The 21,272-nt window shown below is 38.5% G+C and carries 17 protein-coding genes; 9 read left to right on the plus strand and 8 right to left on the minus strand.

What is annotated here, in order from left to right:
• Window positions 1-35: 35 nt before the first annotated feature.
• From J4Q03_RS06590 to J4Q03_RS06605, 4 genes are all read right to left on the minus strand, one after another.
• On the minus strand, window positions 36-899 hold the full coding sequence (locus tag J4Q03_RS06590; protein WP_426047412.1) for a DUF58 domain-containing protein: 864 nt from the start codon (window positions 897-899) through the stop codon (window positions 36-38).
• 63 nt (window positions 900-962) lie between these two features.
• On the minus strand, window positions 963-1,421 hold the full coding sequence (locus J4Q03_RS06595; protein WP_426047413.1) for a GNAT family N-acetyltransferase: 459 nt from the start codon (window positions 1,419-1,421) through the stop codon (window positions 963-965).
• Entirely contained in the window at window positions 1,421-2,425 is a 1,005-nt protein-coding gene (locus tag J4Q03_RS06600; RefSeq protein ID WP_426047414.1) for an AAA family ATPase, read from the minus strand. Before J4Q03_RS06600 ends, J4Q03_RS06595 begins: the two co-directional genes overlap by 1 nt.
• Window positions 2,426-2,709: 284 nt before the next feature.
• Window positions 2,710-4,005: a hypothetical protein gene (locus tag J4Q03_RS06605; protein WP_426047415.1), complete on the minus strand. Its 1,296-nt coding sequence runs from the start codon at window positions 4,003-4,005 to the stop codon at window positions 2,710-2,712.
• Between the two features lie 135 nt (window positions 4,006-4,140).
• On the opposite strand from J4Q03_RS06605, the gene J4Q03_RS06610 reads away from it, so the two are divergent.
• From J4Q03_RS06610 to J4Q03_RS06640, 7 genes are all read left to right on the plus strand, one after another.
• Window positions 4,141-5,478 carry a peptide-N-glycosidase F-related protein gene (locus tag J4Q03_RS06610; RefSeq protein WP_426047416.1) on the plus strand — a complete coding sequence of 446 codons (1,338 nt, stop codon included), beginning with the start codon at window positions 4,141-4,143 and terminating at the stop codon, window positions 5,476-5,478.
• Window positions 5,479-5,698: 220 nt separating this feature from the next.
• Complete coding sequence (locus J4Q03_RS06615) at window positions 5,699-6,172, plus strand: DinB family protein (protein ID WP_426047417.1); 474 nt, start codon at window positions 5,699-5,701, stop codon at window positions 6,170-6,172.
• A 117-nt stretch (window positions 6,173-6,289) separates the two neighbouring features.
• Window positions 6,290-7,039 (plus strand): 23S rRNA (guanosine(2251)-2'-O)-methyltransferase RlmB, encoded by a 750-nt coding sequence (rlmB, locus tag J4Q03_RS06620; protein WP_426047418.1) that lies wholly within the window; start codon window positions 6,290-6,292, stop codon window positions 7,037-7,039.
• Window positions 7,040-7,136: 97 nt separating this feature from the next.
• Entirely contained in the window at window positions 7,137-8,186 is a 1,050-nt protein-coding gene (locus tag J4Q03_RS06625; RefSeq protein WP_426047419.1) for a DUF6263 family protein, read from the plus strand.
• 154 nt (window positions 8,187-8,340) lie between these two features.
• Entirely contained in the window at window positions 8,341-8,568 is a 228-nt protein-coding gene (locus J4Q03_RS06630) for a hypothetical protein (protein ID WP_426047420.1), read from the plus strand.
• Between the two features lie 34 nt (window positions 8,569-8,602).
• Window positions 8,603-11,143: a YfhO family protein gene (locus J4Q03_RS06635; RefSeq protein WP_426047421.1), complete on the plus strand. Its 2,541-nt coding sequence runs from the start codon at window positions 8,603-8,605 to the stop codon at window positions 11,141-11,143.
• Between the two features lie 26 nt (window positions 11,144-11,169).
• Entirely contained in the window at window positions 11,170-12,474 is a 1,305-nt protein-coding gene (locus J4Q03_RS06640; RefSeq protein ID WP_426047422.1) for a glycosyltransferase family 4 protein, read from the plus strand.
• A 91-nt stretch (window positions 12,475-12,565) separates the two neighbouring features.
• Here J4Q03_RS06640 and J4Q03_RS06645 read toward each other — a convergent pair whose 3' ends face one another.
• Window positions 12,566-13,210, minus strand: coding sequence for a hypothetical protein (locus tag J4Q03_RS06645; RefSeq protein WP_426047423.1), 645 nt, complete (start codon window positions 13,208-13,210; stop codon window positions 12,566-12,568).
• Window positions 13,211-13,325: 115 nt separating this feature from the next.
• Between J4Q03_RS06645 and J4Q03_RS06650 the strand changes: the two genes are divergently transcribed.
• Window positions 13,326-14,288, plus strand: a complete 963-nt coding sequence (locus tag J4Q03_RS06650) for a YpdA family putative bacillithiol disulfide reductase (protein ID WP_426047424.1) — start codon at window positions 13,326-13,328, stop codon at window positions 14,286-14,288.
• Between the two features lie 69 nt (window positions 14,289-14,357).
• On the opposite strand, the gene J4Q03_RS06655 is transcribed toward J4Q03_RS06650, so the two are convergent.
• The 3 genes from J4Q03_RS06655 to J4Q03_RS06665 all read right to left on the minus strand — a co-directional run bounded on the left by J4Q03_RS06655 (window position 14,358) and on the right by J4Q03_RS06665 (window position 19,572).
• Window positions 14,358-16,388: a TonB-dependent receptor gene (locus tag J4Q03_RS06655; protein ID WP_426047425.1), complete on the minus strand. Its 2,031-nt coding sequence runs from the start codon at window positions 16,386-16,388 to the stop codon at window positions 14,358-14,360.
• 62 nt (window positions 16,389-16,450) lie between these two features.
• Entirely contained in the window at window positions 16,451-17,620 is a 1,170-nt protein-coding gene (locus J4Q03_RS06660; protein WP_426047460.1) for an MFS transporter, read from the minus strand.
• A 278-nt stretch (window positions 17,621-17,898) separates the two neighbouring features.
• Window positions 17,899-19,572: a glutamine--tRNA ligase/YqeY domain fusion protein gene (locus J4Q03_RS06665; protein ID WP_426047426.1), complete on the minus strand. Its 1,674-nt coding sequence runs from the start codon at window positions 19,570-19,572 to the stop codon at window positions 17,899-17,901.
• Window positions 19,573-19,726: 154 nt separating this feature from the next.
• Between J4Q03_RS06665 and J4Q03_RS06670 the strand changes: the two genes are divergently transcribed.
• Entirely contained in the window at window positions 19,727-20,860 is a 1,134-nt protein-coding gene (locus J4Q03_RS06670; RefSeq protein ID WP_426047427.1) for an alpha/beta hydrolase, read from the plus strand.
• Window positions 20,861-21,272: the final 412 nt, after the last annotated feature.

Genomic DNA, 21,272 nt, shown 5'->3' on the forward strand with positions numbered 1-21,272 from the left:
ATAATAGTTGAGGCCGGAGCCTTTGTTATTGATATTTACTTCTTCTGGAAATAATTATACAGCATTTTAGAATAATCGGCACCGGTACTCATATTCATAAAGCTGGCAGAGCTGGTGGCAAAATCTTCTTCCAGAGCACGGACTTTCTGCTTCTGGGCTTCAGCAAATGTATACCTCCATCTTGCACTGGAAGTATTGGCCCAGACTTCTTTCCCTGTTTCAGCATCATACAGAAGAGCATAGCCTACATCAGGAATTTCATTATCTTTTTCGTCATAGATCCTCATTCCCAGGAGCTGATGTTTTTTTGAAACCACCCTAAGCATTTTGGAATCATAAGGATCTTCAAAATCTGAGAACAGAAAAACGAGAGACTTTCTTTTGAAAATCCCCATCATATATTCCATTGCCTTATCCATATTTGATATAGCCGGAACATAATCTGCCGTCAGAATATTACTGATAATAGAAAGAATATGTTTTCTGCCTTTCTGGGGCGGAATCACTTTATATACTTTATCTGCAAACAGGATGAGTCCTACTTTGTCATTATTTCCGGCAGCTGAAAACCCAAGACTGGCCGCGATTTCTGCTACATATTCCCTTTTCAGCTGGCCTTTGGTTCCGTAATCCATGGAGGCGGAAATATCTACCACGATCATCATGGTCAGCTCCCTTTCTTCCTCCATCACTTTCACGAAAGGTTCGCGGAAGCGGGCTGTTTTGTTCCAGTCGATCCTTCTGATTTCGTCTCCGAACTGGTACGGACGGACTTCGGAGAAAGTCATCCCCTGTCCTTTAAAAGCACTGTGATACTGTCCCATAAGTGAAGCTTCCGTTTTCTTTCGGGTACGGATCTCTATCTGCTTTACTTTTTTTACAATATCTTTTATTTCCATAAATGTGTTGCGTATTGTGAGATTCGGTTGCACTTCAATCTCCCATCTTCCTTACTTCTCACTTTAATCTTTCAATTCAATCGAAACATTCAGCCATTCATTATCAAATTTAGGGCTGTATTTCTTATAAAAGTTAATAGCGGGTTCATTCCAGTTTAATACCTGAAAAACCATTCCGCTGTACTGGTTAGATTTTCCATATTCCAAAGTGGCATCAAACAGAAGTTTTCCTATCTGTTTTCCTCTCATCTTTTCAGTTACCACCAGATCTTCAAGATACAGTCTTCTTCCTTTCCAGGTCGAAAACCGGTCATAATATAGGGAAATCCCAACTATTTCATTATTCAGTTCAGCAACAAAAGCTCCCCAAACCGGAGATTTCCCGAAGCCGTCCTCAATAAAATCATCCAAACTTATAGTCACTTCATGAAGTGCCTTTTCATATTCTGCCAGCTCCCGGATCAGCTCCAGCATGGGAGCACAATCTTCCTGAACAGCTTTTCTTATTACCACTTCACTCATTAGGGTGCCTGAATTTTAGCTAAGATCCTGTTGATGATCTCTTCTGATGAAATTTCTTCTGCTTCTGCCTCAAAAGTAAGACCAATTCTGTGTCTTAAAACATCCTGAGCCAATGCTTTTACATCTTCAGGAATTACAAAGGCTCTTCCCTTCAGGAATGCATAGGTTCTGGATGCAATGGCAAGATTAATGGATGCTCTGGGAGAAGCTCCGAATCCAATATAATTTTTAAGTTCAGAAAGTCCGTAATTTTCAGGATAACGGGTTGCAAAAACCATATCCAGAATATATTTTTCGATCTTTTCATCCAGATAAATCTGGTTGATGAGTTCTTTGGCGTCTACAATATCCTGCAGTGATATCACAGGTTTTACAACAGGCTGATGGGAGGTTGAAACCATTCTCATCACCGTTCTTTCGTCTTCAAAATTTGGGTAATCAATCTTACATTTCAGCATAAAACGGTCACTCTGTGCTTCCGGAAGCAGATAAGTACCTTCCTGATCAATCGGGTTTTGAGTAGCCAGCACCAAAAACGGCTTCGGAAGTTTCATGGTTTCATCACCAATTGTCACCTGTTTCTCCTGCATCACTTCCAGCAATGCAGACTGTACTTTTGCCGGGGCACGGTTGATCTCATCCGCCAATACAAAATTGGCAAAAACAGGACCTTTTTTTATTGAAAAATCGTTGTCTTTGATATTAAAGATCATGGTTCCCACCACATCTGCCGGAAGCAGGTCGGGAGTAAACTGTATCCTGGAAAACTCGCCATGAACAGCTTCTGCCAGGGTTTTGATCGCTAAAGTTTTTGCCAGTCCCGGAACTCCTTCCAAAAGGACGTGTCCGTTCCCTAAAAGACCCACCAAAAGTCGGTCTATCATATATTCCTGGCCAATAATCACTTTATTGATTTCCTGTCTCAGTAGGGAAAATAAGTAATTCTTTTCTTTTACTTTTTCCGTCAACTGGCGGATATCTTCAGCTTGATAGGTATCTGACATAGCTTTAATTAAAAATAGATGGTAAATTTCTGATAAATACTGGCATTAATCAACATAATGAATGCCATTTTAGAGTTAAAGTTTGTTAAATATTCCTTTATTTATAATGGATCCAGGTAATGAATCAAAAAAAGAATTCCCACAAGATGAGTCAAAAAGGGAAAAGCATTGATATTAATTGTTTAAAGCAGTCTGTTGGATCAGCCTATTTTTTATCTAAAAGACATATTAATCCCAATGACAAATCATAATTATCATTAGAAAATTGCAGGATACTTTACAGATTAAAGCTTAGTAATGGTAATCGTAAAGGTGTTTTCAGGCATATCGACTGTTTCCTCATAAGCCCCGACATTTATAAAATATTCTGTTCCTGCCGTTGTTGTGAATGTATAGGTTTCCGCAGTACCGCCGCCACCGTTATCCACCGCACTTACGCAGGCCAAGCTGCCGCATGCGCCGCTGTATAAATCCATTTGGGGATCATAAGCACTGCCCGAAGGCATGGTTATTTTAACCGTAAACTGACCGCCATCGCCGGTAAACTTAAACCACGTTCCGTCATTCATTGCATCAGCACATGTAGTTATAAATCCACCATTGTTAGTAGCAGATACAGCATCATTCTGAGTATAGGTATAGGGAAAGACCGACGCTGCTAAAGCCCCGGAACATGCATCATTAACAGGTACAGGAGGTATTGTAGTAAAAACAACATCTGTACAGCCGGAAGATACAAGACTGCCGGTAACTGAAGTAACTTTCAGATAATAAGTAGTATTCGGATTAAGAGGAGCTGACGGAGAAAAGGATGTACCGGCTACTGCCTGTTGATTAATAACATCAGTTCCTCCTGCACTTGTTCCTAATGATATTGTATAGGAATCGGCCCCGGAAACAGGAAGCCATTTAAAATTCGGGGTTAAAGATACAAACTGAGCATTGTTCACCGGATAATTAACAAAAGGACACGCAGGTGTAGAGCTGGATGTTAATCCAGAAATTGTCACTGCAGATTTATAATCCGCTCTTATTCCTCCGGGCGGCGTTGCAGGATCAACAATCATACGGTCTCCTTTATAATAAAGTGTTGAATACGGGATATGCGGATACACACGAAAGGCTTCATCAAAGTTATTAATATCAATACTTGGAGCATTTTCTTTTGCAGCAATCACTAAGTTATCACTGTTGTTATAGGCAAACGGGGTGGTAAAAATAACTTCAACCTTATTATTAGTTTTCGTCACAGTACCGGCAAATACCTGGGTAAGCTGTGCTGAAGGAATCCAGTCTGTTCCGGAAGTAAATCCGGTCTTTGCGGTATGTCCAAGATAAACGGTCCAGTTTGAAGAATCATTAATCGTAGCCGAAGGGTCTACATAAAAGGTGAGCCCTGTAATATTGCCAGCAGCTGCTGCATTTAGTTCCTGTCTGGGATAGATCTGCTGAACATATGAATATGAAAAAAAACTACTTATAGGAGCCGTTCCGACACTTGTACTTGTAATGTTTAAGTTTATTTGAGCATTAAGCATTAAAGCTATCGATAACAAAATTAAAAGTAAAATTTTTTTCATTTTTGATTAATTAGTATTGAACATTGTGCTAATTTAATTATAAAATTTTAATTTTTCAAATAAATGTGAATTTCAACACCTTATTAACAAAATTTTATACGAATATTTAATACATTTGCATCAAACACCGACAATATGTATCAAAAGCTACTTTTTCTAAGCATCCTTTTGGCAGGACTTTTAAAATCACAGACAACAAGCAGAATGAATCTGATTTCAGATGCCGTGTATTATGACGGTTACGCAGCTACAGTATCGGATCCTGTTCCTGCCGGTCTCATCAGGCTCTCAAATACCAGATACGCAAGAAAGCTTACGGATGCCGAATTGAATTCTTTTAAGGCTAAAATTGCCATGAGAGTGACCATAGGTGCTTTGTGTGATAATTATGACCGTCTGGGAAGTGTTTATTTAACAATGGTACCTAAAAATCAACCTGCTTATACAATTAATGATACTAATGTAAAACGAATTGAGGTTAGCCGGTACATTACTCCGTTTATGAATAAAAACCGCACTCCTGCAGAGGTTCCTTATACCTATGACTTAAGCAATCTATACAGCATATTTCATGATACTGCATTGCGTACTGCCTACGATATGTATATGGAACTTGATGTTTTCGGTGTTCCTTATGCAGCACAGACCCAGGTTGCAGGATGTGCCGGCAGAATTGATGTTTTTTCCGGAACGCTTACTTTCTTTTCGACGGATGCGGGAGCCACTCCCACAGACTACAATGCGCTTGTTCCTATTTTAACCTATAAGACATTAAACAACTATAACAGTACTGATGTCCCTGGTGAAACGGTTAGGATTGTCACATTTAACCTTCCCAATGCCGTTACCAATGCCCGCTTTTATGTCATATCCACTCCTCATGGTGCCAACAGTGGCGGCGAAGAATATGTAAGAAGACAAAATTACACCTATATAGATGACGTACAGATGCTCACCTACACTCCCGGAGGAATTTCCTGTGAGCCATTCAGGGTATACAATACACAAGGTAACGGGATCTATGGTGCTGTCCCGAAATCATTTGCAGAGTGGACTTCATGGAATAACTGGTGTCCGGGTAATTCGGTTCCTGTCAGAGGATTTACTATGCCCAGCATAGCCGCCGGAAACCATACTTTAAAACATACGATACCTACCGCAGTTTTTAATCAGCAGCAGGGAGATGTCTATTTATCGGTCTATATGCAGGGGAAAAGCAATACGGCTTTGGATGTAAAAGATATTAAGACCGTAGATGTAAGTATATATCCTAATCCTACTTCAGATTTTGTTAATATAAGATCAAAGATAGATGTAGCTTCGATAGGTCTTTTCAGTATTGACGGCAAAAAACTGGCTGAAACTCACGGTGAAAACAGGATAGACATTTCAACGTATACCGCAGGAGTCTATTTTCTGAACATTGTCATGAAAGATGGAATAACATTCAAACATAAGATCATTAAAAAATAAAAAATTACAATCACGATAAATCGTATTCAGATCGTTTGAATTTGAAAAACAGTAAAAACTCCTTTGAAATACTTTCAGTGGAGTTTTTTTATGATCGATAAAGAAACAAACAATTAACATCTTTTTTCAGGATTTAAGAACATTTAATTCAATCCCTTATCCAAAAAATTGTCGCTTCCAGTTTATTAAACTATTTTTGGTGATTAAAAATTTTTGCAAAATGAATTATCATTTTCAAGCACACAGACAAGTGAGAAAGAACCTTTTAAGTATTCTGCAAAACACTTCCCATGAAGATCTTCTGCTGATTCCTGACGGGTTCAACAACAATATGTACTGGAATATTGCCCATACGGTTGCTACACAGCAGCTCCTGCATTATTATCTGAGCGGAAATCCCTTCAGAATAGATAAATATTGGATTGAAACCTACAAAAAAGGAACCCTTCCGAACCTGAATGTACAAAAATCTGAAGTGGAAGACCTTGAGTTTTTACTCACTGAAACTTCAAAGATTTTGATGAAAGATTATGACAGCGATTTCTTTTCAGACTACACACCGTACACGACCAGTTTCGGCATGGACCTGAAAAGCATCCAGGATGCCATCATCTTCAACAATATGCATGAAAGCCTGCATTACGGCTATATCATGGCACAGAAAAGAGCAATACTTGGAGAGAATGGAAGGTAAGTGAATTTTTGCTACGCAAGTCAATGATCAGATGTGTGAATTGTACAGCTTTCAAATTTGACTTATGAAGTAAAATTCACTATTAACTATTCACCATATAATTTATAATAAATTTCAATGAAAGACGATTTTATTTTCGGGCTGCGTCCCGTAATTGAAGCAATTGAAGCGGGAAAAACGATTGACAAGATCTTTGTGCAGAATGCACTGCAAGGTCCTATTTATGCTGAGCTGAAAACGATTTTAGCCAAAAATAAAATTCGTCCCAACTATGTTCCAATTGAAAAGCTGAACCGTTTTACAAGAAAAAACCACCAGGGAGTGGTTGCCTTTATTTCAGATGTTCCGTTTCACAGAGTGGAAGATCTCGTTCCGCAGTTATTTGAAGAAGGAAAAACACCTTTTTTACTGATCCTGGACAGGCTTACGGATGTAAGAAACTTCGGGGCGATCTGCAGAACAGCAGAATGTGTAGGCGTAGATGCTATTATCCTACCGGAAAAAGGAGGAGCACCGATCAATTCGGATGCTATCAAAACCTCTGCGGGAGCGCTTTACAATATTAAGATCTGTAAGGAACCGAATCTTGCGCATGCAGTAGATTTCCTTCAGCAGAGCGGTATTTCTGTATTTGCAGCTACCGAGAAAGCTCAGAAACTGATTTATGATGTAAATTTCACAGAGCCCTGCGCCATTGTGATGGGAAATGAGGAAACCGGAATTTCTAAAGAAGTCATGCATCATTCAGACGAAAAAATAAAGCTTCCTATTGAAGGAAAAACACAGTCGCTAAATGTTTCTGTAGCATGCGGAGCCATTTTGTATGAAGCGGTAAGACAGAAAATCGTAGCGGCTCCAAATCTGTAATCAGACAGGACCTAAGTATTTTATCGTGATGTTTTGTGGTATCGTTATTGATGCACAGAACGGAAATATCAGTAAAATTTAACTTAAAAAAAATCAAATGAAAAACGTAGCAGCATTCATGCTTATCTCATCTATAGCTCTTGTATCTTGTAAAAAAGAAACAGCAACCATCACTAAAGTAGATCCTAAAACTGGGAAAACAGTTACGGTAGAAGTTCCTGCCGATTCTGTAGCTAAAGTGGCGGAAAACCCTGCCATCAAAGACTCTGCAGGAGTTTTCACTCAGACGTTTAAACTGGAAAAAGGAAAAACCTATCCTCTTACCACGTACCAGAGAGATGTGAAAACAATGGAAGATCCTCAGGGAAAAACGATTACAGCAACCAGCGAATCTACGGATGAAATGAACTTCACCGTTAATGATATCAAAGGTAATGTATATGATATGACCCTTAATCTTGTCGCTAAAAGAAATTCGCAGAGTGCACAGGGCAAAACAGTAGTTGTAGATACCAAACTGGCTATTCCGAAAGAAGATGACCTGAAGATGATCTGGAATATCAACAAAGCACTGACCGGCAACAAGCTTAACATGAAAATGGATACTAAAGGAAATGTGGTTTCTATTACAGGTTTTGATGCTGTTTATACCAAAGTTACTGCTGCCGTAGGAACTCTTATCAAAGATGCTAACCAAAAAGCAAGCGTTGTGGCCAGTCTGAAGGAAACCTTCAATGAAAAGGTATTAAAAGACCAGCTGAATAAAAACTTAACGATTATTCCTAAAAAAGGAGTGAAAATTGGTGAAAAATGGACTACTTCTGAAAACGCAGATCCAAGCGGAAGCATTAAAGTAACTTCAAACTATGTATTGAAAAGCGTAGGAAACGGTGCCGCAGAAATTTCAGTAACGGGAGGAATTCCTAAAAAGACGGAAAAGAAAACGCAGGGAACTATCACACATAGCCTTAGCAGCGAGCTTGCCCAGAACGGAACCATTAAGTTTGACCAAAGTACAGGATGGATCACCAATCAGAATATCGATGTAAAAACAACACAGATTGAGACTATTTCAGACGGAAAACAGTCACAGTCTATGAAAAGCACATCCAAATCTTCTGTAATGGTCAATCCTTCTGCAAAATAATTGAATTAAAGACGTTTTAGGGTCAGAGTGTTTGAGAGTGAGAGCATTTGAGAGTAGGCTTTTATCGTAGATAATAACTTTCAGGATAATTTTATAACCCTTGAACTGCAAACTCTGAACTTTAAATCATACACTTGAATTTAAATTAGAAATTATGAAGTACATTCTTGAGTTAGTGCTCTCTGCCATCATTATTTTCTTTGTCTGGAATATCCTGAAAAGGGTGTTCTTCAAGACTTTTTACAGTTACAGATTTGATAATAATAAAAATAATAACAGGCAGCAGGATCTAAACAGCTCGAATAAGAATAAACAGAATCTCAACTGGGATGCAGAAACAGTTGACTATGAAGAGGTAAAAGAAACTAAAGACAAAAGGTAAAAATTCCAAAGGAAATAAAAAGATAATAACCCGTATGGCTAAAAATAAAAACTTAATTTATATTGCAATTTCATTAGTTGTATTTATAGTTTTAGCATTTTTATACTCCACTCCTGTTTTCTCCGGAAAACAGCTTTTTCAGCATGATATCGTACAGTACAGAGGAGGTGCAAAAGAACTCCTGGACTATAGAGCTGATACCGGAAATGAAACCTACTGGAGTGACTCCATGTTTGGCGGGATGCCGACCTATCAGATGGGAAGCCAGTTCAAAGGTGACATCATTAAAAAGATCGACAGCAACCTGAACTTCCTGCCAAGACCGGTCAATTATCTATTTCTCCTTTTTGCAGGATTTTTCTTCCTCGGAATGGTAGCCGTCAGAAACTGGAAATACGCTTTACTGGGTGCCACTTTCTTCGGATTATCCACCTATTTTTACATTATTATAGCGGCAGGGCACAACGGTAAAGTAAATACCATAGAGTATTTCGCACCGCTTCTTGCCGGAATTATATTAGTTTATATCAGGAAACAGTACATCTGGGGATTCATTGCAACAACCCTTTTTATGGGACTTCAGATTGCAGCCAACCACCCTCAGATGACATACTACCTGTTTCTCGCATTAGGATTTTTATTCCTGTCCGAGCTGGTAAGAGCCATCCAGAAAAAGACTCCGATGAAGCATTTTCTTATTTCATCAGGAATTATTGCGGCTTCATGCGCAATTGGTGTCGGGATGAACTCCCAAAGGATCATGGCCAATTCCGAGTACATCAAAGAAACCGTACGTGGAAAGCAGATTCTGACGAATGACAGTCACACTTCAGGAGAATCAGGGCTGGATAAAACCAGTATCCTGATGTGGAGCTACGGAAAACTTGAAACACTGAATCTTTTCATTCCAAGGCTGATGGGTGGCGGAAGTCAGGAACCTGAAGCTAAAGAAATGATGAACAGGGTTCAGGAGCTTATCCAGGAAAATGTAGGTTCACAGGCTGAAATGGACAGAATTTCCAAAGGTTTCAACGGGGTTACCTACTGGGGAGACCAGCCGGGAACCTCAGGCCCTGCCTATCAGGGTGCTGTAGTATGTTTCCTTGCTTTATTGGGATTCTTCTTTGCATGGAAAAAATACCGTTACTGGATCCTCGGAGCTTCCATTCTTACTGTTCTACTGGCATGGGGAAGCAACTTTATGCCACTGTCCGACTTCTTTATCGACTATGTTCCTTTCTACAGTAAATTCAGAGCACCATCTTCCATATTGGTGGTCGTGGAATTATTATTCCCTTTAATTGCTGTGATAGGAATCTACAGGTTCTTTACGGACGAAAAACTGACCGAGGAATACAAAAAGAAAATTCTTATGTATGTAAGCGGTGGAACTTTGGGACTGTTATTAATCCTTCTTCTTTTTGGAAAATCACTGCTTGGTTTTTATACCGATGGAGAAAAAACATATTTCCCGCCATTCCTGTTGGATTACCTTGCTGATGAGAGATTCAAATTATTCAGAATTGATGCCATCAAAGCATTAATTTATGTTGCTATAACGGCCACTGTTCTTTTCATGGCTATGAAGAAAAAACTGAGCCAGAATATTGCTTTGATCATCATCGGGGCTGTGAGCTTATTTGATCTTTGGACGGTAAACAAACGTTACCTGAATGATGAAAATTATGTAGACAAAGTCTTTGCTGAAAATCCATTCCAGACAGAAAGTTCAGATCTGCTGGCTGAAAAAGTTCAGGGAAATCCGAACTTAGAATCTATTCTGGCCAATGTCAACGTTAATAAAACGCTTGAAACCATTGCTGAAAAAGACAAAACACATTACAGGGTTTTCAATAATATCTTAGGAACATTCAGTGAGACCAATACCTCTTATTTCAAATCTTCAATCGGAGGTTATCATGCCGTAAAGCTGAGAAGATATGATGATGTGATCAACGAATATTTCCAGGTCATGGACTCTGTAAAAGTGCCGAATATCCTGAACCTTCTTAATGCCAAATACTGGGTGATGGGAGGACCGGAGCAGCCTCAGGCAATGCCGAATGCAAAAGCCAACGGAAATGCATGGTTTGTAAGTGATCTGAAATTTGTGAATACTCCTGACGAAGAAATTAAGTCTATCGGAGTGATCGACAGTAAGAAAACTGCTGTTATTGCATCATCTGACAGATCTTATTTCAACAATAAACCTGTTCAGGCAGATTCTGCGGCATTTATCAATCTAACGAAATATCAGCCGAATGAACTGGAATTCAAATCTCAGTCAAAAACACCTCAGCTGGCTGTCTTTTCTGAAATCTACTATCCTCACGGATGGAAAATGTTTGTGGATGAAAAAGAGGTTCCTTACATCAAGGCAGATTATCTTCTGCGTGCGGTACACGTTCCTGCCGGAAACCACAACATCAGAATGGTTTTTGAGCCTGAAGTGATCGAAAAAGGTAAATGGCTGTCTCTTTTATGTTTCGGACTATTTATTGCGCTGAGTGCATTCGGGATCTTCTGGATGAATAAAAATAAAAAAAAGGAACAGCTTGTTGAAAAAACTGTTTAACGTTTAAAGTTTATTGTTCAAGGTTAATGGAACAAAAAAAAATACTGATCATCACCTATTACTGGCCTCCTGCGGGAGGTCCTGGTGTTCAAAGATGGCTGAAGTTTGCAAAATATCTGCCGGAATCCGGCTGGAATCCCGTGATCTACACCCCGGAAAATCCAAGCTATCCCCTACTCGATGAAAGCCTTTTAAAAGACGTTCCGCAAAATATAGAGATTGTAAAAACCAAAATCTGGGAACCTTATCAGCTGGCTGAAAAGCTGAACAAAAGCAATAAAAAGTTCAAAGCCGGACAGTTTGATGTCGGCAAAAATCAGAGCTGGAAATCCAGGCTTTCGATCTGGGTGAGAGGAAACTTTTTCATTCCGGATGCAAGGGTATTTTGGGTAAAACCTTCCATCAAATTTTTAGAACAGTATTTAAAAGAAAATAAAATAGATGTGGTGGTGACTTCCGGTCCGCCCCATTCTCTTCATATGATCGGTCTGGGACTGAAAAAGAAGCTTCCTAATCTGAAATGGATCGCTGATTTCCGTGATCCCTGGACTGAAATCTCTTATTATAAACATTTAAAGCTCACCAAAAGTTCTGACAGAAAACACCGTCAGCTTGAAAGTGCCGTTTTTAAAAATGCAGATATAACATTAGCGACAAGCTATACTGATGCTGAAAACTTCAGAAAATCAGGAGCCAATGCAATATGCATTACGAATGGGTTTGATGAAAGTGACGCTTCAACTCCGTTCAGTGCTACAACAGAAAAAATACAGCAACAGAAAACTTTTACCTTAAGTTATATCGGTGTTCTTGAGCAGTTAAGAAACCCTGAAAAGCTATGGAAAGCTCTTGATGAATTGGTGAAAGAAAATAAAGAGTTTGCAGATCATTTCACTTTAAAATTTGCAGGAAGAGTTGATGATAAGATCCTTCAGTCTATAGAAAGTTCAAATCTGAAAAATCATATCCTGAATCTGGGTTATATTTCTCACGATAAAGCCGTTGAAGAGATGGCAAATTCAAATCTTTTACTGATCACCAATTTCCCGAATGAATCTTCTAAAGGAATTATTCCCGGAAAAATATTTGAGTACCTGGCAACCGGAAAGCATATTATTTCTTTCGGGCCGACTGGAGCCGATGTTTCAAGGATACTTGCAGAAACAGGTGCGGGAAAACATTTCGGTTATGAAGATTCCAAAGCTGTTAAAGATTTTATCCTTGAGAAATATGAACTCTGGAAAAAAGGAAACCTTCTAAAAAACACCCAGAATATTGAACAGTTCTCAAGAAAAAATTTGACTAAAAAGCTTGTTGAAATTCTAGGTTAATCTAAAAAAATCCTTGTCAAGGTTTTAAGCCTTGACAAGGATAAAAGACCAATAAATTTCAGCCTTTAATTTTAATTCTTACAGCATTATATTAAATCGTCCATTGGTCATTGACAACAGCTATCAGATATTGTTTTCCCTGGAATTCTTCAAAAACAAAACGGATGGTTTTCCAATCCATTCCGCCATTCTTTTCGGTTCCTTTTATATAGTTTTCAGTAAAATCTTTACCGGGAAATATTTCCTTTACATTATTAAGTGAATTTCCGCCAGCCTGGAATTTATTTAATGAATACTGTGCAGTGGTAAAATCTTTGGAGAAAACCCATTTTGCAAAATAATCATTAATGCTTGCTTTGTATGGATCTCCTGAACCATCCTGAGCACCCCAGGTAAATAACGTCTTTGTCGGCTGAAATTTCACAAATTCCTCTTTGGAAAAATGCTGGTCTTCTTTTGGATTAACAAATCCATACATTGAGAAGCTAATGCCTTTTTCCGGATGAATGAATGACGCAAAAGTTTTATAATCTTTACTTTTCAAAGCCTGCAAAATCCCGTCGTTAGCTACCTTTACAGCAACCTCATCCGTTTTTTTCTTCTGCACTGCTGTCTCCATAGTCTTTTCCCTGGCCTGGGCCATAGAATCTATCACATTGGGAATAGGCTTTTCAGGGCTTTTCTTACAGGCTGCCAGCAGGGTTACTGCCAATACAGGAATAATGAAATTTTTCATCTTTTCAATTTTAATTCATAAAAACACCAAAACTGATGCCAATACAATACCTCTGATAGATAAGTTCTGTTGTCAATTTTCCGTTTAATAGAGTGCTTTTAAGTAAATTTGTTCTATGGAAATTTTAGATATCCTTATTATCGGAGGCGGGCCTATAGGTCTCAACTGTGCGCTTGAAGCACAAAAAAATAATCTGACCTATCTGATCGTGGAAAAAGGAACCATCGTCAATTCATTATACCATTATCCTTTATATATGCGTTTCTTCTCCACGGCAGAAAAACTGGAAATAGACGGCATCCCGTTTATTTCTGCTGCTCCCAAGCCTGGAAGACAGGAAGCCCTGGAATATTATCAGGGGATCGCCAGACAGAGGAACATCAATATTAATCTCTATGAAAAAGTCCTGAAAGTTTCCAAAACCGGAGATATTTTTGATATTGAAACCTCAAAAACAGCTTACAGAGCTAAAAATGTAGTGATTTCCACAGGATTCTATGACATCCCGAATCTGATGAATATTCCGGGAGAAAACCTTCCAAAAGTGAAGCATTATTATACAGAACCTTATCCATATGCAAAACAGAAAGTAGTGGTAGTAGGATCAAGTAATTCTGCAGTGGATGCAGCCTTGGAAACTTATCGGAAAGGAGCCGATGTAACCATGATCATCCGCCATTCAGAAATTTCCAAAAGTGTAAAATACTGGGTAAAACCGGACATTGAAAACAGAATTACGGAAGGAAGTATTAAAGCTTATTTTAACTCAGAAATAATAGAAATTACCGGAAATTCTGTCATTTTTAAAGAGGAAAGCGGACAGATTAACGAAATTGAAAATGATTTTGTCCTTGCCATGACCGGCTACCTTCCCGATTTTGAGTTCTTAAGGAATTCCGGACTGGAACTGCAGGGCGAATGTCTGAATCCGCTATACAACCCGGAAACCATGGAAACCAATGTTCCGAATCTTTATCTGGCCGGCGTTGTCTGCGGTGGAAAGGATACCCATCTTTGGTTTATTGAGAACTCACGCGTTCATGCGCAGATGATTGTTGGAAATATACTTTCTAAGTAATATTAATTAATTGTGCCTTTTATATATTTTTGAACTGAGTTTTGCGAGTTCTGATGTAATAACGGCCTGTTAAAATTCAACATTCGCTCCGAAGATAAAGTTCCTTTTTGCGGCAGGATTATAGAAACGGCTTCCAAAAGCATTGGTATCAAAACCGGCAACATAATCTGTATTGTAAAGGTTCTGAATCTGCAGATGCAGGATCAGTTTTGCATTATCAATCTGTAATGGAAATCCTAATCTGAAATTTCCTACCAGGCTTGGTTTTGACCAGACAGAATTGGCATCATTCAGAGGTACTTTTGAGATATAATAATGAGAATAGTCTACACTAAGCTTTTTTAAAAAAACAAAATTAAATAAACTGTTTACCGTTGTGTCCGGTACTCCTATAACTTCATTTCCTGAAAAATCATTCTCCAGCTGTTTGTAATTTCTGAATTTGAAATCATAGAAGCTTCCGGAAAACCGAAACTTAAAGCTGCTGAATATTTCATTTTTAAGATGAAAGCTTTTAGACTCTAAGAGAACTTCTACCCCTTTCTGGACGATATTCCCCTGATTGGCAAAATATTCCTGCCCGCTTTCATTTTGCCTTCTTACAATGGCATCTTTCATTCTGAAATCAAAATAACTTCCCTCAATAAAAATAATATTGCCAAACTGCTTTCTGAAACCAATCTCTTTATTCCAGCCGTATTCAGGAACAAGATTTACATTAAACTGCTGATTGGAAGACCGGATTTCTTCACTTGTAGGAGCTGAATTTCCTTTTCCTATTTTTCCCCTTATTGAAAATCCTTTTCCCAGCAGATAGGTAATTCCCAGGTTAGGAAGCCACTGTTCTTTAAATTTTATACGACCCTCTTCCGAAGCCGGATACACTCTCTCCCATTCGTAGGAATGGGAATTTAGGCTTATCGAAATATCGGTAAAGAGCTTTTCATTAAAATTCACTTTTTGTGACAGAAAATAAAAGCCGGACTTATTTTTTAGCTGATCGAAATTCTGAGGGTTGCCCGGTATTCCTTTATTGTTGTTATAATTCTTAACCAGAATATTTTGATCCCCTCCTTCAAACCCTAACCTCAACGCCAGGGAAATACTGTTCCAGTTTTTTTCATAATTAAAATGGGTCCTCAAAGCAAAATTCCTTTCAAATCTGTTTTCAAAATTCGTGATGAAAGGATTTTTAAAATCTACATAGGAACCCTGTACTAAAATAAAGTGTGAAAAATTTGGGTTGATAGCAGTCTCATGTGAAATTCCTGCTAAAATCATTTTATTACGGATTCCTGCATTCTGTTCCTTTGCACTCAAAAACCCTCCGGCAGCTGGCCTTGCCTGTTTTCTGTCAGATTCCATCTGTTGCAGGGTAAGTCCGCCCGGGGTTTCATAATTCAGATCAGAAAGTAATAATACAGCATTCAGTGAAGCCCTGGAAGCATATTTAAAATGATCTTTAAGATAAATCTGCTGTCTCTTTACAGCCGACTGTTCACGGTAAGAATCTGTCTGATAATAATTCTGAAAAAGCTGAAAAAAATGTTTTCCTTTCCGACGGGCAACATCCAAACTCTGTTCAAAAGTCCCGTAACTTCCTATAGAAATTCCGGCAGATAAGTGATCTGATTTCCTGGTTTGCAAAAGCACTGTTCCCCCGGTTACAGCTCCGTAATCTCCACTTTCCGGGCCTTTATAGATCTCCATTCTGTCAATAAGTTTCGGAGATATGATATTAAAATAAGTATTCCCGGACACATCCGACAAAATGAAATCATCCAGATAGACTTTAATATTCCTTACGCCAAAGGGAGATCTCAGGGTACTTCCACGGATTGATATCCTGTAGCTGGCCGGTGAACGCTCTTCCATTCTGGCTCCCGCAATTTGATTGACAGCTTCCAGAAGTCTTTCCGGAGGATTCTGCTCCAGAAGATTTTCAGAAACAACCGCTACGGATTTCGTAGAGTTCATAAAAAGAGCCGGCTTCTTATAGGCATCAATTTTCACCTCAGATATCAGAACAGCAGTATCCTTTTTCTGCGAAAAGAAAAACGACACCGTGAGAATAAAAAAGAAGGCTAATAATCTCGTCATCAGCACAAAGCTAGCAAAGTTTTATTGTATTTTTAATGTGTAATTTAAAAAAAACGTGGCATTTAGCTGTCAATTTCTCTTTTCTTAAGCATCCAGGGAATCACAAAATAAAACCCGGCAGCAATGCCCACAGCTAATAGTCCGGTTCCTATCCACAGCGCATTGAAGCCCAGCTTATCAGCAGTCAGGGTCCCGAGATAGGGTGTAATAATAAAAGCTATAGAAACGGCTATTCCGTTCATTCCCATATAAGCTCCTTTGTTATTTTTTCCGGATCGCAAGGCTGTTATTGTAGAAATAAACGGAAGCGTCCAGATCTCGCCTATACACAATAAAGTCATAGAAACAACTAATGTAAGAATGGAATAATCAAAAACAAGCATTACATAAGAAATCCCACATAATATAGTTCCTATGAACAAAGTAAAAGCAAGGTTGAAATATTTTTCTGCGATCTGTACAAAGCCCATTTCCAGAAGTACAATCAGGAAGCCACTATAGCCAAGAATATAGCCGATACTCTGCTGGCTCAGATGTGCGGTATCCTTATAAAAAATAGTCAGTGTGCTGAATAACTGGAAAAAACAGATGGCGAACAGCATACAGAAAAAACAGTAAAGCAGGAATTTTCCATCGCGGTATGGAGAGTTTTCTTTTTTAACAGCAATAGCCTCTTTTACTTTTTTTGTCTTCACTGAGGCCAGCTTATTCCGTTTTCCGAAAAACCTTATATACATCAATCCCGCCAGTAGTGCGGCCAATGCATTACTGAAGAATAAAAATTCATAGGAAATAGCGGATAAAATCCCTCCCAATGCAGGACCTATCGAAAATCCCAGGTTAACAGCCATTCGGTTGAGTGAAAAAGCCCTGGTGATATTTTCAGGCTTAGCATATTTTGTAATCGCTACTGAGTTGGCAGGACGGAAAGTCTCGCTCACAATGCTTTGGATCAAGATAATCGCAGCCAGCCCCACTTCTGTTTTAAAAAGCGGAATCAGGCAGAATAAAGGCACACTCAGAAGCAGGCTCAGACTCTGGACACGGTATTCTCCGATTTTATCGGTAATTAACCCACCCAGCCATGAGCCCAATACGGAACCTATCCCGAAAAAGCTGAGAATAATTCCTGAGTTTTCAATACTGAAATGAAGATGCCCTGTCATATACACTCCCAAAAACGGAAGTACCATAGAGCCCGCACGATTGATGAACATGACCAGCGCCAGCATCCAGCTCTCTTCTGAGAGTCCTTTGAAAGAACTCGTATATACGCTAATTAATTTCACAATATTATTTTTAGGGGAGAAAATTGAGTGAGGCACAAAAATAGGCAAATTGGCCAAGAATGCCCATTAAAAGGCACCTTTTTTATCAATTATATTAATAGAGATAAGAATATAACCCATTAACGGGAATTAATACAAATGATTTAAGGTTCTGATTTGATCATTAAACAAAAAAAGCAGGACCTGTTGAAGGTCCTGCTTTATATTTGATCATTTTAAGATTATTCCGGTTTAAAAGAATCTTTCAATGTTACCGTACGGTTAAATACCAATTGAGAATCCGTAGAATCCTGATCTTTTGTAAAGTATCCGATTCTCTGGAACTGAAGCGGTTCTCCCACAGCGACATCTTTTAAGCTTGGTTCAGCAAATCCTTTAATGGTTGTTACCGATTCCGGATTGATGAAGTTCAGGAAATCTACATCCTTCTCTGCATCAGGCTGCTCTACGGTAAATAGTTTTTCGTAAATTCTTACATCTACAGGAATTGCATGAGCTGCAGATACCCAGTGAAGTGTCCCTTTTACCTTTCTCAGACTTTCTTCGGTTCCGCTTCCGGACTTGCTCTTTTCATCATAGGTTGCATAGATCGTAGTGATCTCACCGTTCTCATCCTTCTCTACCCTTTCCGCTTTGATGATGTAAGCTGATTTCAGGCGAACTTCCCCGCCTAATTTCAGTCTGAAGAACTTATTATTAGCCTCTTCTTTGAAATCTTCTCTTTCAATATATAATTCTCTGGAGAAAGGAACTTCTCTTGTCCCTGCATTTTCCTGTTCAGGATTATTTTCAGTTTCAAGCCATTCTTCCTTACCTTCAGGATAATTTTCAATGATTAACTTAACAGGATCTACAACTGCCATCACACGTTTGGCAACCTTATTCAGGTCTTCACGCACACAAAAGTCAAGCAGCTGGATCTCGATAAGATTTTCTCTTTTGGCCACCCCTACTTTTTCAATGAAATTTTTGATCGATGCGGGCGTAAAACCTTTTCTTCTCATTCCGGAAATAGTGGGCATTCTCGGATCATCCCAGCCTGTCACTGCTTTTTCAGCCACCAGCCTTTGAAGCTTTCTTTTGGAAGTGATCATATAAGAAACATTCATCCTGGCGAATTCTCTCTGCTTAGGCGCTATTTTAGATTCGTCGTATACCTGCTCAAGGTACCAGTTATATAACGGTCTGTGATTTTCAAACTCTAATGAGCACAATGAATGTGATACCTGCTCCAGATAATCTGATTCACCGTGTGCCCAGTCGTACATGGGATAAATTTTCCATGCCGTTCCCGTTCTGTGGTGAGGTCTTTTCAGGATTCTGTACATTACAGGGTCACGTAAATTCATGTTCGGAGACACCATATCGATCTGCGCACGAAGAGACATAGAACCTTCCTCAAATTCTCCGTTTTTCATTCTTTCGAACAGGTCAAGAGATTCTTCTACCGGACGGTTTCTGTACGGCGATTCTATTCCCGGCTCTGAAGGATTCTTTCTCTGCTCCGTGATCACTTCAGAAGGCTGCTCATCTACGTAGGCTTTTCCATCCTTAATCATCTGTACGGCCCATTCATAAAGCTGCTGGAAGTAGTCGGATGCATACAGCTCTTTATCCCATTTGTAACCCAACCATTCCACATCTTTTTTGATAGAATCCACGAATTCCTGCTCTTCTTTCTCAGGGTTCGTATCGTCGAAACGAAGGTTTACGGGAGCGTTGTATTTTTCGCCCAGCCCAAAGTTGATGCAGATGGCTTTTGTATGGCCAATATGCAGGTATCCATTAGGTTCAGGGGGAAAACGGAAACGGATCTGTTCTTTTTTCAGACCGTTTGCCATATCATCTTCAATAATTTGCTCAATAAAATTGAGTGATTTTTTTTCTTCTTCCATTTAAATTAGCTTTTATTGTATGCAAAAAAAGTTTGACAAAGTTACGGAAAATTTAGAGCTTACGGAAATGATAATCCAAATGCTGAACGGGTAATAAATCATTATTTTTAGCTAACTTAGATACAGATAAAACCAATTTACAAAATTACTGACTATGGCTGTTTATATCCTAAGCAATCGTAAGATCGTCCGTCACAAAGGCGAAAAATCAGATTCATTTTCCAATGATGAATATTCTATTCCCAATTTCAGGATCGCAAAATGTGATTTTGAAACCTACAAAGAGCCTGCTGCTGCTGCAGCCAGAAAGAAGAAAGATTATACCAATCGTAATATTTTAAATTACAAATTATTTTCTGAGCCCGAAAAGCAGGGCTATGAAGATGTCCTGGAAGTTTTACGAAGCGAAAAAGGCATTAAAAACTCTCCACTGACAGCCAATAATCTCGGAGGAACCCAAAGGATGTTCTATGAATTATATAAGAATATGTCTTCTACAAAAGAAAGAAGCGATGTTTTGATTTTTATTCATGGGTATGCCTACGATTTTGATGATGAGTTAAAAGCAATTATTGATCTTAAAAATCTGTTTATTGATAATCCGGCATCACCCGTGGAACATATTCTTTTTGTGAGCTGGCCTGCTTCAAGCAGCATTGTTCCTCTAACCTATTTTGATGATAAGGCATCAAGTATTAATTCCGGATCATCGCTGATGCGCCTGTTTTATTTCTATACCCAGTTTTTAAAAGATATTTTTTCAACCCGTGGCCTGGCGCCATGCAATCAAAGAATACACCTGATGGCCCATTCTCTTGGAAACAGGGTTCTTCAAAGCATGCTGTACAGCCTTAAAAAGGAAAATGTTCTCCGCGTTATCGATCAGGTCCTGCTTTTAAATGCTGATGTAACGTATAAAGTTTTCGAAGATTCTGAAGATTCATATAATAAGCTTCCGCTGCTGGCCAGCCGTATTTCTGTTTATCTCAACAGAAAAGATACGGTGTTGGGAATTTCACAATTCACTAAAAATATCCTGACACCGAGATTGGGCAAAAACGGGCCCAGTGATATTGAAAATCTGAAAGATATTGTTGCTATTATCGACTGTACTTTTGTAGAGGATGACATTTTAAACAGTCTCAAATATGACATCGGAAATCATTGGGGATACCTTTCCAGCTCAAGGGTTCAAAATGATATTTTTCAGAATTTACATGGAATTGACAGAAGCTTAATCACAGGCAGAATAAAAAATAACGAAAATCTTTTCACAATTATTTCTTAACAATTAATTAAAAAATTCTTATAAAATGAACTATATGTTAAAGTTTAATTTATTGCTCTAAATGGCACAAAGATTGTAAATCATTACCATGAGAAATAAAATATTTTATCATGAAAAGAATTAAAAACAAGTTTTCTTACATAGTGAGATATATTAAGAAAGCAATTTTTGTAAAAGACGTGATTTAATAAATGAATATTAACCTATAAATAGAATTATCCGACCCTAACACTACTTTGCTCCTATTTTTAAATCCAACATCTTCTTTATTAATTTAAAGAAGTCATTTGTGATTTCCTTAATTTAGGTATAAACAGATAATATTGACAAAATAATTCCTCCCCTTGTGATTTTAGTTAATTAAAGTTAAATTCTTGTGTAATAAAAAAAAGAGATTGATATTTACTATATT

Origin of the sequence: Chryseobacterium sp. NFX27 (assembly GCF_049887855.1) — a bacterium.
Lineage (GTDB): Bacteria > Bacteroidota > Bacteroidia > Flavobacteriales > Weeksellaceae > Chryseobacterium.